The organism is Microbulbifer thermotolerans (genome assembly GCF_900112305.1).
GTDB classification, from domain to species: domain Bacteria; phylum Pseudomonadota; class Gammaproteobacteria; order Pseudomonadales; family Cellvibrionaceae; genus Microbulbifer; species Microbulbifer thermotolerans.
In genome coordinates this window covers 46371-60770 of the sequence record NZ_FOKT01000013.1, presented here as the reverse complement: position 1 = coordinate 60770, position 14400 = coordinate 46371, and the positions used below count along the sequence as shown (strand labels likewise).

Annotated in this window: 11 protein-coding genes; 5 read left to right on the top strand and 6 right to left on the bottom strand. The window is 48.8% G+C overall.

All coding sequences use genetic code 11. From position 1 onward, the window contains the following. A partial coding sequence (locus tag BM155_RS16215) for a transposase (protein ID WP_175487816.1) occupies nt 1-284 on the bottom strand: 284 nt, incomplete at its 3' end. A 412-nt stretch (nt 285-696) separates the two neighbouring features. Here BM155_RS16215 and BM155_RS16210 point away from each other — a divergent pair. The 4 genes from BM155_RS16210 to BM155_RS16200 all read left to right on the top strand — a co-directional run bounded on the left by BM155_RS16210 (nt 697) and on the right by BM155_RS16200 (nt 4535). Then, nucleotides 697-2202, top strand: a complete 1506-nt coding sequence (locus tag BM155_RS16210; protein WP_139223310.1) for a hypothetical protein — start codon at nt 697-699, stop codon at nt 2200-2202. Between the two features lie 261 nt (nt 2203-2463). Then, nucleotides 2464-2874, top strand: a complete 411-nt coding sequence (locus tag BM155_RS16205) for a beta-barrel domain-containing protein (RefSeq protein ID WP_254773217.1) — start codon at nt 2464-2466, stop codon at nt 2872-2874. 14 nt (nt 2875-2888) lie between these two features. Beyond that, on the top strand, nt 2889-3677 hold the full coding sequence (locus BM155_RS17170) for a hypothetical protein (protein ID WP_139223309.1): 789 nt from the start codon (nt 2889-2891) through the stop codon (nt 3675-3677). A 213-nt stretch (nt 3678-3890) separates the two neighbouring features. Then, entirely contained in the window at nt 3891-4535 is a 645-nt protein-coding gene (locus BM155_RS16200; RefSeq protein ID WP_067155768.1) for a hypothetical protein, read from the top strand. A 44-nt stretch (nt 4536-4579) separates the two neighbouring features. On the opposite strand, the gene glcF is transcribed toward BM155_RS16200, so the two are convergent. The 3 genes from glcF to BM155_RS16185 are packed head-to-tail and all read right to left on the bottom strand — an operon-like array spanning nt 4580 to nt 8334. Beyond that, a complete protein-coding gene (gene glcF / locus BM155_RS16195; RefSeq protein ID WP_067155765.1) occupies nt 4580-5794 on the bottom strand; it encodes a glycolate oxidase subunit GlcF in 1215 nt (404 codons plus the stop codon). Between the two features lie 13 nt (nt 5795-5807). Further along, nucleotides 5808-6875, bottom strand: coding sequence for a glycolate oxidase subunit GlcE (gene glcE / locus BM155_RS16190; protein WP_074904313.1), 1068 nt, complete (start codon nt 6873-6875; stop codon nt 5808-5810). Further along, complete coding sequence (locus tag BM155_RS16185; protein WP_074904310.1) at nt 6868-8334, bottom strand: FAD-linked oxidase C-terminal domain-containing protein; 1467 nt, start codon at nt 8332-8334, stop codon at nt 6868-6870. Before BM155_RS16185 ends, glcE begins: the two co-directional genes overlap by 8 nt. Nucleotides 8335-8722: 388 nt before the next feature. On the opposite strand from BM155_RS16185, the gene BM155_RS16180 reads away from it, so the two are divergent. Further along, nucleotides 8723-9937, top strand: coding sequence for a multidrug effflux MFS transporter (locus BM155_RS16180; RefSeq protein ID WP_074904308.1), 1215 nt, complete (start codon nt 8723-8725; stop codon nt 9935-9937). 358 nt (nt 9938-10295) lie between these two features. On the opposite strand, the gene BM155_RS16175 is transcribed toward BM155_RS16180, so the two are convergent. Together BM155_RS16175 and BM155_RS16170 are read right to left on the bottom strand one after the other, a co-directional pair. After that, nucleotides 10296-12677, bottom strand: coding sequence for an alkaline phosphatase D family protein (locus tag BM155_RS16175; RefSeq protein WP_074904306.1), 2382 nt, complete (start codon nt 12675-12677; stop codon nt 10296-10298). A gap of 533 nt (nt 12678-13210) precedes the next feature. Next, entirely contained in the window at nt 13211-14365 is a 1155-nt protein-coding gene (locus BM155_RS16170) for a helix-turn-helix domain-containing protein (RefSeq protein WP_067158061.1), read from the bottom strand. Nucleotides 14366-14400: the final 35 nt, after the last annotated feature.

Sequence of the window (14400 nt, the reverse complement as noted above, 5' to 3'; positions counted from 1 at the left end):
TGCGTCTGATGCTTTTTGACGATCTGCGGTTCGAAGGTGCCGGCACGGTCCCGCGGCGTATCCAGTTCAAAGCTGCCAGCGGAGCTCTTCATGGTCTTAGATGTATGGCCATTCTTGCGGTTGGGCTTGTCCTCGCTTGCGAGGTGCTCCTCCAGCTCCGCCCGCATGGCCGCTTCGGTAAGCTGTTTGATCAGTGGGGTCAGGATACCGTCTTTGCCACTGAGGTCTTTGCCCTCACGCAGTGCCTTGATGGCGGCATCCATATCGAAGGTAGGTTTGGTCATAGGTCATCTCTTTTTTGTTAATGGTAAAGAAATGACACAGAATTCTGAACACTACCAAGCTAGGCTGTCACATTGGGTAGATAGGATACCGCCAAGGGCACACACAACAGTTATCCTGCACCTGAGAGGCGCGAAGTCCGTAAAGATGCAAAGATAACCGATGAGGTAGGAAGTCAGATAGAAACATTAATCCGACAGGAACCTAGCCTGTAGTAAATGGAAAACTACCTAGAAAGACAAACGGATGTGTCTTTGCAACACGAGCTGATCTATCAGCTGGTTTATATTGAAAAAATAATTGGCGGAAATTTATAAGCTTACCTGCGCATGACGTAAAAATTCTGCGGCAAGCGCTATGGCAGCAGAAACTGGATCGGAAAGATAAGTAATCGTGTTGTAAATGCAGAATTTTATGTTGAATATTTTGATTGGGGATAAGGGTGTGTTTAGATTTTCATGTTTATTGTTTATTAGCGTTTTATTTCAGTCGGCCAGCTGCTTCGCATCAGAATACTACGATATTTCTTTGCAAAAACTTGAGAGTATGGTGAAGAATAATTTTTATTTTTCTCTATACCGTCAGAATGCTAAGCAGAAGCAGCTTTGCGAGGGGATTATTAGTGGGATTAGATCTCTTGCCGATGATAAGGTTGAAGGGGAGGTTGGCTACCTGTATCCAGTGTATGCTTCAGATAGCAAAAAATCACCAGAAATAAAGAAGTTTTCCAGCCATCTTCAGGATGATCCATTTTCTCTTTATACCTCTCTTTATCCAGGGTTGGTAGGGGAGTCAAATTTTCTAGTTTTTCAGCACGATTTTGATGAGCATCTGGAAAATGGCATAGAAACTATTTTTTTTAGTGGTGAAATTTCGCGGGAATATAGGGATTCTAAATATAATGAACCAGGAGATATCTACAAGGTGTATGGAAGTTCTGGGATTAAAAGGAACTACGTTGCTTTTGTGTATGGAGTTTCTGGTGAAAATGATATCAGGTCTGTTTTAGTAAAGTACAGAAATTCTGTATACGTTGTTGGGTACAATAAAAGGGGCCTTTCTGGTGGGAGAGGTATAGAAGGGGGGAAGTTCATTGCGGAATTCAATATTTTTGAGCTCAAGGATAATTATCCTGAGGCAATTCGGGTCTGTAAATATGTTGTCTTGAAAAATAAGTCAGAAAAAATATCTGAATTTAAATTGAACATGGAGATAGATCAGCTCAGGGAACCAGAAAGGTTATTATCAGATACCTCAGTCATTGAGCCAGTTGAGTTTATAAGTAAATACTCGAAAATTAAGGTTGATAAAATTACAGCCTACGATGAAGTTCCTGAAGAAGTGTGTCGAAGATATGATTTGGCAGTTAGGGAGGGTAGAGCGCAAACGATTCTTCCCGACCATATCTCCCAGGAGAAGTGGTCGCAAGAAATGCTCAAATACTATAGCAAAATCAGCAGGGAACCTTATGAGAATGAGATGAGCCTTATCGCTGATGGTCAAATTATCCCGAGATGGGATCCTTACTCGGTGTTTTTGGGTGGGCCGGTGGAGCAGTATGGTTTTGCGCTAGGAGATTATACGGTATATCAAACTGATATGGATGGTCAGGGTGATAATGAAATTGTTTTTATGGCCAGGGATCTGGCTATGTATGGGTATGGAGATAAGGGTGGACTGGAGTTTAAGGTGTATGGTGCGAATGGTGAATTTATTGATAGCGTGAGTGTTTCGGATTGGAAATATACTGAAGATTATAAAGGGTGGCCTGGAATAGCCAAAGTAGGGAAAGAGACATATGTTTATAGATATTCAATTGAGAATATTAATGGCCGTAAAAATCTTTATATCGAAACCTACCAGTTATTAGATGGGGAATTTAGTGCAATATGTTTTATAAAATCTCGCGATTTTGAATAATAACTGTAATTGGTAAGTGGCGGCCAGCTGGTAGAGCCTGCACCTTTCCCCAGCAGGGGAAAAGCACCGATGAACTACAACCAGCTGACCGAGAATGAGCGATACCAGGTCACAGTCTGAAAACAGACGACTCTCTAAATTTGAGATTGCCAAAAATCTGGCTGGGGCGACATACTTCCACAATCAGCCGTGAGCTACGCCGTAACGCTGGACTGAGGGGGTGCCGTCCAGGACAGGCACAAAAGTTTTCAACTGTTGGCTGTGCACACGATTGGCGATGTGGTTACCCCAGCTCAGGAGTTGATGCTGATAGTGCCTGAGCAGAGTGAACTGGAGGTAGAGGCTTTTATCCTCAACAAAGATATTGGCTTTGTGCAGGAAGGTCAGACGGCGGAAGTCAAGATCGATACTTTTAACTTTACCAAGTACGACGTAATAGATGCGGAACCCATTAACTTGTCTGATGATGCCGTACAGGATGAAAAATTGGGATTGATCTACAAGGCGCGATTGCGCTTAAAGCAGAATGGCCTCTCTGTGGAGGACAAGTATGTTCGGCTGTCGCCCGGTATGTCGGTAATGGCAGAAGTGAAAACCGAACAAAGACAGATAATTGAATTTTTCCTGTCTCCGTTGCTCAGGTACAAGAAAGATAGCCTGAAAGAAAGATAAAGGTAGGAGAGCAAGTGCAAATCTATAAAGGAAATTTGCTTTATTTTCTTATATCTATTGTGGTTCTCTCTTTAATTGCTATTTATTTTCATATCTCTTGGAGATTTTCGCAAGTCGATGCAGGGATCTGCCCAGCAGAAGGTAGGATTCTAAGTGGTGATGAGTTGCGGAAGAGGATGCTAAAAGATTTTGTACGTGTACATGTAGATTTTACAGATATATACTACAGAATTTTGCGCAGTGGTTCTTGGCGGGTTGGTATTTCTCCTGACTTGTCTAGAGTTGATGTAAAACGATTGATTAGAGAATCTTATGGCAATGAAAAATCTTTTGAAGAAAATTTTTCCATAGATGTTATTGCGCCAAGTGAACTAGTTGTAACATATAAAGAGAGTCTAAGTATTGATTTTCCTAAGAAGCATTTTTCTTTGGTATTTTTTACGGATGATAAGTCTGGTTTAGCAAGGTTTATATCAACGAAAAGTGTTTATGAAATAGAAAATGATGATGATTATAAAAAGAGATATAAGATTAGTTTGTTTGATAGATATCGTGGTTTCGGAAAGCATTTTTATTCTTTAAAAAGTTTAATCATACATAAAGATTGCTGTGATAATAAATTTTATAGGCAAACCATTCGGGAATACATGAAAAATAAGCGGGAGGCTTACAGGGATACCGTTGAAGAATTTGATCGTGGTGTTGCATTTCATAGCCAAGTTGTCGCTGTATCCAATTGTGGGAATGTTATGACAGAAAAGGTTGAAAATGGTTTAAATTTGGATTTTGTTAAATGGATGTAAGGAGAGTATTTATGGCTATGCCAACAATCGAGCAAGTGGTTTCCAGGTATCTGTTCAATCAGGATGCGTCGCCGGTAAAAGGAATACAAGTGATATTATCACCTTTGAGGATGGTGAAGGACGTTTTTATAGGGGCATCCAGATAATTAGTCGAACGAAGTCGTAGTTGGAGTTCTTAAAGAGAAGATTACGCAAGATTTAGGAGTGGTATATATGAGTAGTATTTCCAAGTCATTACTTCTTTGGGGCCTCATGTTGTCCTTCAATGCATCAGCCAATACGGTCGCGCCATCGGTTGATGTCTGTGCTTATGCAAAGGAGAGGATATTAAGGTTTACAGAAGAGATTGATAAAAGAAATCAGGGAAAACATTATGAGGAAAAAATTGGAATCAATGTGGATTTTAACTTCACCCTAAATTCATGGACGTCTCAGGATGTGTTGTCTATTGGCGTGAAAGGACGGGAATATGTATTTGCTAAGCTATTCCAGTTTGTAGACATAAATAATGACGGAGAAGAGGAGTTTGTTGCAAAGTTCTATGAGCAGGCCGGTCGGGAAGCTGAGGGTGAGGGTCTGATTATAAATAAATATATAAAAAGGAAAGATGTTGAAAATCTGATCACGCTAAGTATTGCCAGGGAAAGCTTATCTTTTGGTTTTAGAGATAGACTGTTTTTGGATGGCTCTGGCCGGAAGTTTGGAATTCCATTCCATCCATATTTATTTAGTTTTCAAGATCGTAATTACCTGCTGTTTGTACTCCATTTCATCGGGCATGACGACTTTGTGGTCTCCGAGCTCAGTGAAAATTTTCAGCTTAACCAAATTTGCTACATAGATGAATTCTCTAATTAGGGAGTGATTTTATGATTACTTGAATCCAAAAGCGATTATGTTGGCTATTTGTGCGTATCCAATAACTCAATCCAATGCTGAACCGGCACCTCTGCCTGGGATTCCAGGTGCATCTGGCAGCCGATATTGGCAGTGACGATACGGTCTGGTTGACCCACCATCAGCGCGTCCAGTTTTTTCTCCAGCAGTCGCTGGCTCAGTTTTGGCTGTAGCACGGAATAGGTCCCGGCCGAGCCACAGCACAGGTGTTTGTCCCGGGTTTCTGCAAGGTCGATGCCTGCGCGAGTCAGGACTTGTTCCACTACACCGCTTTGTTGCATGGCGTGTTGGAGTGTACAGGGACAGTGAAAGGCCACTTTGCCTGGGTTTTGTTTTAGGTGGAGTTTTTCCAGGTCCTGCTGGAGTAGGAAAGCGCCCAGATCAGTGCAGAGCTCGCTGACTTTTTTGGCCCGCTCGGCGTAAGCGGGATCGTCTTTTAGCAGGTGTCCATAATCTTGAACCATGGCGCCGCAACCGGAAGCGGTCATGATAATGGCCTCTGCACCGGCTTCGATGGCGGGCCACCAGGCGTCGATGTTCCGGCGCATATACGCCAGCGCCTGCTCGTGTTCCGACAGGTGGTAATTGACGGCTCCACAGCAGCCGGCTTGTGGCGCCTCCACCATGGTGATGCCGAGTTTGTCTAATACCCGCGCGGCGGCGGCGTTGGTATTGGGTGTAGCCGAAGGTTGAACACATCCGGCCAGGGCCAGAACTTTGCGTTGATGGCTGACTTTGGGCCAGGGGCTGGCTTGTTTTTTGGGGGGCACTTTGCGGCGCAGGCTGTTAGGGAGCAGCGGCCGGAATAGCTGCCCGATGCGCAGCAGTGATCCGAACAGTCGGCGCCTGGGCAGCACCCGGGCCAGGCCCCAGCGCAACCAGCGGTCTATCGGCTTGCGGGGCAGCTGTTTTTCTATCAGGCCGCGGCTGATATCCACCAGGCGGCCGTACTGAACCCCGGAGGGACAGGTGGTTTCACAGCTGCGGCATGTCAGACAGCGGTCCAGGTGTTCGCGGGTTTTTTCTGTAATTTCCGCTCCTTCCAGGAACATTTTCATCAGGTAGATCCGTCCCCGGGGGCCGTCGCGCTCGTCGTGCAGTTCCTGATAGGTAGGGCAGGTCGCGGTGCAGAAACCGCAGTGTACACAGGCGCGCAGAATGGCTTCCGCTTCCTGACCTTCCTGTGTTTTGGCAAATTGTTGAACCAGATTTGTTTGCATGGTGTTTCTGCTCTTACAGCCAGCTGTATAGGCGTCCGGGATTGAAAAGGTGGTCCGGATCGAAGGCGTTCTTAATGCGTTGCTGAATGGTTTTCAGGGCCTCGGGTTGGCGGTGCATGACTTCGCCACTGCGGTCGCCGCCGCGAAAGAGGCTGACCTGCCCACCTGCGGCAGCGGCCAGCGCTTCCATCTCCATCATCTGGCCTTCGCCCCGGTACCAGCGTTGGGCGCCCGCCCAGTCGATCAGCCACTCGCCCTCTAGTTTGGGCTGTGGGGCGGTGGCGCTGATGGAGAAGCGCCACAGGGGGACATTTGTGGCGGTGAAGAAACCGTGCTGCAGATCCCGGATCTGTTGCCAGAACTGTTCGCCTTGCTCCAATATTTTCCCGGACCACTTCTCGGCGGTTGCTTCTACCGCGGAACGGGCGCCGGACAGGCGCAGATAGACTTTGCCGTCTACCCAACAGGCGCCTGTAATGGGTTTGGGTTCCGCAGCGCGGCTGTTCATATACTGTATGACTTCGCCCGGCGCCATGTCTTGCACTAACGTGAGGGTGGCGGCGGGTTGCGGCATGACTTTGAGGCTGATTTCAGTGATGACGCCCAGCGTTCCCATAGCCCCGGCCTGCAGGCGGGAAACATCGTAACCGGCCACATTTTTCATCACCTGGCCGCCAAAGCGCAGGTGTTCACCCTTGCCATTTAGCAGCCGGATACCCAGTACCTGATCGCGAATGGAGCCGGCCCAGGGGCGCGCCGGGCCGGACAGGTTGCAGGCCAGTGTGCCGCCGATGGTGGCGTTCTCTCCCAGTCTTGGCGGTTCAAAGTGCAGAGCCTGGCCTTGTTCTGCCAGTGTTGCTTCAATTTCGCGCAGCGGGGTGCCGGCGCGTACCGTTAGTACCAGCTCCACCGGATGATATTCAACCACGCCGGTGTGTTCTGCCAGGTTGAGGATGTCTGTGTTCGGATCGACCGGGCGCCCCATAAAGGCCTTGGTGCCACCGCCGATAATATTGAGCTTTCTCCCGTCTTCCCGGGCCTGGAGTACCTGCTCCTGAAGTTGTGGAAATATATCAGCCATGGGGGGCATCCGTTTGTGTGTGCTGAGTGGGGGCCAGTGCGCGGTATTCCTGGCAGAATTTCAGTGCGGGCACGTTCTTACCGGGGTTGAGAATGCCCACTGGATCGAACGCGGTTTTCACATCGTGGAATTGCCGCAATTCTTCATCGGTGAATTGCACTACCATTTGTCGGATTTTCTCCACGCCGACGCCGTGCTCGCCGGTGATACAGCCTCCGGCCTCGACACAGAGTCTGAGAATACTGGCACCAAAGGCCTCGGTGCGCTCCAATTCGCCGGGCGCGTTGGCGTCGAACAGGATCAGTGGGTGCAGGTTGCCGTCGCCGGCGTGGAATACGTTGGCCACTCGCAGCCCGAATTGCCCGGATAATTTTTCGATTTCGGTCAGGACATGGGCCAAATGGCGGCGGGGAATGGTGCCGTCCATGCAATAGTAATCCGGAGAAATTTTTCCCACCGCCGGAAAGGCACTCTTGCGCCCTTTCCACAGCAGAGCCCGCTCCTCTTCGGTACGTGATGTGCGCACAGAGGTGGCGCCAAGCTCGTGGAAGAGGGCTTCTGTCTGGGCGATATGTTCATCTACCTCTTCCTCGGTGCCGTCCACTTCGCATAGCAGCAGCGCTTTTGCCTCGCGCGGATAGCCACCCCCGATAAAATCGTCGGCCGCCACAATTGCGTGGCTGTCCATCATTTCCAGGCCCGCGGGGATAATGCCGTTGGCGATGATGCCACCGACCGCATCTGCCGCTTTCTGAATACTGTCGAAACCGGCCATCACAACCCGAGCTACTTCTGGCACTGGCAGCAGCTTCACTTTGACTTCAGTCACCACGCCCAGAAGCCCTTCGGAGCCGGTTAATAGCGCCAGTAGGTCCATCCCGCAGCTGTCCAGGCCGTCACTGCCGATGGTTACCAGCTCCCCTTCGGCGGTCACCATTTCCACGCTGATAATGTTGTGCACGGTCAGCCCGTACTTCAGGCAATGCACACCGCCGGCGTTCTCAGCCACATTCCCGCCAATACTGCAGGCAATCTGGGATGAGGGGTCTGGGCCGTAGTAGAGTCCGTATTTGGCCGCTTCCTCGCTGATAGCGAGGTTGCGGACCCCCGGCTGTAATCGCGCGGTGCGCGCCAGGGGGTCTATATCGAGAATGCGGCTGAAGCGGGCCAGGGAGAGCACTATACCGTCACGGTGGGGCATGGCACCGGCGCTGAGTCCGGTCCCCGCGCCTCGGGCCACCACGGGAATGCCGTACTGGTTACAGATACGCATCACCTGCTGCACTTGCGCCACAGTGTCCGGCAGCACGACCAGCATGGGCATTTCGCAGTAGGTGGCCATGCCGTCACATTCGTAGGGCTTCAGGGTTTCCTCGTCGGTAATAACGAATCGGGGGTCAATGAAGGCCCGGAACTGCTCTGCCAGCTGGAGTTTGCTGATTCTCGCTTTGCTCGCCATAATGCTCTCTAGGGTTGTAAACTGTTAAAAACTACTCACTGACGTCAAACCACTTAGACGTGACCGCTACTACAGCGCCCTATCTTCCTGTTTTTCAGCAGGCAGAGTGTGTATACGGCATTTTAATTCATAGGCAACCAACCATTAGTATCTGGACACATTGGTTTCAGGCTTATCTTTGCTGATGCATTCTTCCTATTCAAGTGCGCAGGGCCTGCTGGTGCAGACCACACAGGTAGGGTTTTGTTCTTTTCGCGAGTAATTTGCCTGAGCGCCCCGGAACCAACTGCAGCACTCACTTGAATACATCAGAGGTTCCTAAAGCCTATTGGGGTCTCAGGCCGGTTTGCCCAACCTCAATTTGATGTAATTTAAGGAGGTACAAGTATTGCCCCGTATTCAGCTTGCATTCCTATTGGGAATGACTGTTGCTCTCGGTCCGCTCGCCCTGGATGCTTATCTGCCCGCATTTCCTGAAATTGCTGATGAGCTCGGTGTAGCCCACGGTGCTGTGGGCCTTACGTTGGGCGCCTATGTGGGAACCATGGGACTGGCGCAATTGATCGGGGGCCCGCTCTCGGACCGGTATGGGCGGCAGAAAATCCTTATGCTAGGGCTGGCAATCTTTGCTCTGGGGGCCTGGTTAGTTGCTCAGGCAGGTACTTTGCAGGAAATGCTGCACTGGCGGATTTTGCAAGGCATTGGCGGAGCCTTCTGCGCTGTGTCCGTGCCCGCGGTGGTTCGCGACCAGACTGGTGGGGCCGAATCAGCACGCCTTTTCGGCTTGATAGGGCTGATTATGTTTGTTGTCCCGGCGCTCGCTCCAACCCTGGGGGCTATCCTGCTGGAGTGGAAAGACTGGCCGGCCATTTTTCTGGTGCTGTCGGGTTATGCTGTCGTACTTATGGTGGTACTCCACTTCGGGCTTTTCCGCCGTTTACCGCCCCGCAAGCCTGTCGTTACGCCTATGGTCACCTTGGTGACCAACTACGCGATGGTGCTCCGCCACTTGGTGACCATGAGGTTTATTGGCATCCAGGCTCTATGCTTTTCGATTATGCTGGTTTTTATTACCCACTCCTCGTTCATTTACCAAGAGTGGTTTGGTCTTTCCAAGAGTATGTTCTCCGGCTTGTTCGCGGCCAATATTGCCGCTATGGCAGGCATGAATCTATTGAATCGCAAGTTACTGCGTTCTTTTGATTCCGTGGTTATCCTTCGAGCCGTTATCGTTTTGCAGGGCGTGATGGTCTTGGCGCTGGTGATGGCGGCCTTCTTTGAGGCCCCTTATTGGCTTGTAGCAGTGTGTATTATCTGTTGTGTAGGGTTTCAGGGTGCCATTGTTCCGAACAATATGGCCAATGCATTGGAGTTTTTCCCTCATCTCGGGGGGACTGCCGCGGCACTGCTCGGTGCGACGCAGTTTGTCATTGCCGGTTTGATCAGTAGTTTCTCGTCATCGGTAAGTGGACATGCTTTGCTACCTATTGCGTTGACTATGGCCGCCTGTTCCGCGGGTGCGGTATTTCTGGTTCTGGGTGCACCAGAGGCGGTAGCGCGAGAAATACGTGCCGTTCAGGCAACTTCTAAGCCAGAAGTTTAACGGGCTTCCGAAAAACCTGGGGTGACTTAAGGAATCTCTGATTAATTCGCGTGAACACTATGGTAGCTTCCGGGGCGCTCAGGCAGTAGGACGGATATTTCGAAAACGCACGAGTACTTCCCTGTAGCTCCGACGGATACATCCCTGTATCCGACGGTTTCGAAATATCCGTCCTACCACCTGAGCTTCACATCCGCCCCGAAGCGCCTCTGCCACCAGAAAGTGACTTAATCAGAGGTTCCTTAAAAGCCCTTTCCGGCAGCCGTTTTGCGAAAAATCAGTTTTATAAAAGGGGGGCGGTTTTGCACTCCAGCTGACTACTGGAGTGCTGAGTCTTATAGATGGAGGCCGCTTTTAATTAAGTTACTTTATTGATTCCGATATTTTCATCCTGATGGATCGTCAGTGGCCAGCCTGGAAATTGGTTGTTTGGATTGTTATCCGTTGCATCAACCAGAAAGCGGAATGCCTCCATTGTATAGGTTCTATCTTCGGTATCAAAAGTGATAAATCCGAACCCAGAACCTTTTTCATGCGCTCGAATATAGCGGTTTGCGGATTTTTCTACTTCCGGATTTCCCGCTGCGTAAACGTATATTTTGTTGCCAAAGCTATCCAGGTATTCACCAGTTTGTGATAAGCCATGAGAAGGGCGGTTAGCATGTGGTAAGGGTAAGTCGTCTGGACGCCACCACCTTGGCCAGCCAGCGGCGATAGCGGGGGTGCAGAATGCCCAGTTGCTATCCCGTTGTTTATCTACGCCGTATTGAGAGAGTGTGGCCAGGTGGGTGTCACCGCAAATATGTAATGCTTTGGATTGACGCATTATTTTTATTGCCCGGTTGCGTGCTGTAGCCGGCCAGCCGCTGCTGTCAAAGTCATATTTGAGGTAGCGGTCGGGCAGGGGTTGGTGAGTGGAAATTCCTGCAAATACGGTTTGGCTGATAACCGCTTTTAAAGTGTGATCGCGCCAGTCGTTGCCCCATTGTTCTAAAAACGCTTCCTGGCGTTTGCCAAGTAGTTGTAAATCCTCCCGATCAAAATCCGGGTTGATATACAAGGGATCTTCATCTTGACCGGTTTCTCCTACCACTATATTTAAGCGATCTGGGCCGCTTTTCCATTGGCGGTCTGCCAATATGGCGAAGCTGATATTCCCATAGACCATTTCCGTATAATAGACATTCAACCCTCTGTCTGATGGCGTCGGGTCAACAGGATCGGGAAGGTGGGCAGTGTTAGTCTTGTGAATCACATTGAGCACACGTATTGGTTCAATATAGCCACCCAACATATCGCTGCGCCCCAGCTTTTTAGCTTCATCAGACATTTTTGCGCCACCTTCACCCCACAGGTTGCCTTGCAATACATCGTGGTCATCAGGTAGGCAAATGGTGGGCGCATGGCGCATCGGCTCTCTAAAGGCCCAGCCAAATTGATAAAATTTCCTTAAATAGTTCAATATAGCGGGTTCTGCGGGGAAACGAATAACTCCAAAGCCGCCGTGATTCTCATAGATTTGATCGCCTGAAAATAAAATCAGATCCGGCTTTAACTTTGTTACATTGTTGGCTACTGGCTCGTATGGGAAGGCATAGTCATTTTGACAGGTTAGTGCCGCCATTCTCAATTTTCTACCAACGGGTTGGGCCTGAATGGTGCCGGTGAATATATCCGGAACTTCACTGCCATCACGGCGTTTTTCACGGTATACCAGCCTGTAAGGCGTAGCTACTTTTTCATTCCAGTTGGCAATGCGGAATGTGGCTGTCCATGCGTCGGGATCAAGTTGAGCAGTCGCCAGGGAAACCCATTTGCCTGATTGTTTAATCTGTAATTCAACGTGTTGGTTATCTTTTTTACCCAGCGGCCCCGTCAGTGCGTTGAGCTTCATAATATAACCTTCATCAGACCGGCTATTGGTTAAGGTATACATTGCCCATAATATGGGGCCAAATTTTTGCTCGGGGACATCGTTAAACGCCTTTCCTTCTATCATCCACTGAGAAAAGCGATAGCGCGTACCATCGGTTTTAGCGGGGCCATTGTTGGAAACCATAAAATCATCAGGATTGTCTGATGGCAGGCTAAAGTTGCTGACAATACAGGTATTCCCAAGCACTTTGTCAACGGAGAAAAGGTCACTTAACTGGCCAATATGTTGTCCATTTTCTGATAAATAGGCATCGAGAGTTAAAGCAAATACGCCATCTCGTGGCTCGCCGCGCAGCACTAAACTTACATTCTGCGCATTAACTTGTTGAGACAGGTTTGTTTTTTTGTCGCCTAGCGACAGTTGATTGTTGATTATCCCAGCATCGAGGCCTTGCTGAACAAAACAGTTGCTGCGGTATTCATTAATATCACTTTTTACACCGACTCGAATACCGGCGCCGCCATCTTTTGAGCTTGTTTGCAACCTTTTTATATTTACGCTGATAACAAAGGGTTTGTGTGCGACTAATTGATGCGTTAAGGAATGAATGCTTCGATTGCCCCCGGTACTCACGCATTCAACGCCACCATCGACAACGCGCCAGTCTTCCATTGGGTTTGCCCAGTACTCACCGCCTACCCAGATCCGGTCATGGGTTTGATCCCAGCTGTCGCTAAACTTTTTTGTAAGGTTGTTGGTCTGATTGCGCTGAGTGTTATTAGTTGTTGATGTGCAGCCAACAACGCCTGCAGCCATTCCGGCGGCTAGCTTTAATGCGTCACGACGTGAGATCCGGTATTTCATTTTCTACCCTTCAAAGTTTTCTTTTGTTTTATAACAAACGGGTGCTGATAGTTTGGTAACAGTTAATTGTTGACAATATCATGGTGATTTTGGCGTTTCAATATATTTTGATTAAGAGGCTTCCTGAGTCTGTAGAAGGCGAAGGTATGGTGGTTTCTGGTATCTGGGGCTTGAGGATCGCGGACCCTATTGATTGTTTTTTTGTGATAATCAAAATCAATAGAGGGGGCTCGTGTATTTATTGAAGGTTATCGAGCGGCTGCGGAGAGCGATAAGATACGTAGGCCTGCCGGTTTTCAAATGGCAATGTTTGGTCTATGCGTGTTGAGGATAATGTAATATTTTTTCTGAAAAAAACAGAAAATACGGATGTTCTCGCTTTTTATTGTTGGGAGTGACTGATTTAGTTTGCTTGAGTGCAGTAGTTGGTCTAGGTGCGATCAGGCAGTGGGGTGGCATTTGGTTTTGTTCACAGCTGCAGAGCGGGAGATAAAATCCGACTGGTGATAGATGTAACTCACTTTTTCTCGTACTTATGTAGAGACAGCTTTGTTTTTATTGAGTGCCTGTTTGCGGTACTCCGTTGGTGACATGCCAACCAAGCGGCTGAAAAAACGGTGAAACGCCGATTTGCTGTTGAAGCCAGATTCCATTAGCACATCCAGAACAGTCATATCCTTTTTGTCAGGGTTTGCTAATAGTGCTTTGGCCTCTTCTATTCGATAAGAATTGATGAATTCGAAGAAATTAGTGCCAAAATGCTTGTTAATTACATTCGACACTTCTTTTGCTGACAGTTCGACAGAATTGGAGAACTGTTCCAGGTTAAGGTTCTTTTTCAGATAGAGTTTTTCTACTTCCATCGCTTGACGCACTTTGGTTATAGCGCTGTCCGATGGTTTTTCCTCATTCGGCTCACGGCTTTGTTGTGGTTGCGTAGCCAACAATTGATGAGCGTAGCTAAGACTGTAAGCGAAAAAAGCGTTGATCAGGATAAAGGTCACATAATTATCGGCAATACCCAGCTGATCTGCGGTTTCAACCGATGTGTACTTGGCCAGTATGTGCACCAGCAGGGTCCAACTCCAACTGACTAGAACGCCATAGGTGAGAATATTCAGCCAGTGCAGCTCGGTAGTCGAAAAGTGTGAATATTCGTCCTCTAGCTGGCCCCGGTAGCGGCGTAGCAGCAGTACCGCAGCAGCCGCGTAGGCGAGTGGTACAGCGGTGGATAGGTCCCATACGAGATCTACCGCCAACTTGGGGAAATCCGGGTGGTTTTCGGTGAGTCGGCGCAGGTCGTCACTGCTCAGATCAAATACGAATACCCATAGAGCCACTGCCATCGCAGGAATCAGGTGCAGGGCATGGTGCCGGTGCAGGCGCAGGTGCTGCTGTGTTAGAGCGGAGACGTAAAGGTAGATGGCCGGCCCTTTCAACATTATTGCAGTAAGAAGGAAGTAAGGGAGCAGGGATCGTCCAAATAGCGGTGCCACTTCTATCTGGTCGTTCCAAAGAAGTAGTGTGCAGGCGGATGCGGTGGCAACGATAAGCAGGAATGCGGTCAGTAATAGCCCGTAGTTACGTTCGCGGATGGGTAACACCTGCTGAAAAATCGCCAGCAATACACATTCCGCCGCAGTCATCAACAGAACTACGTCGTGAACGTTGAAAATGTACTCTTTCATCATCGCACCGAGGTTTTTATGGGCGTTTTTGGCGA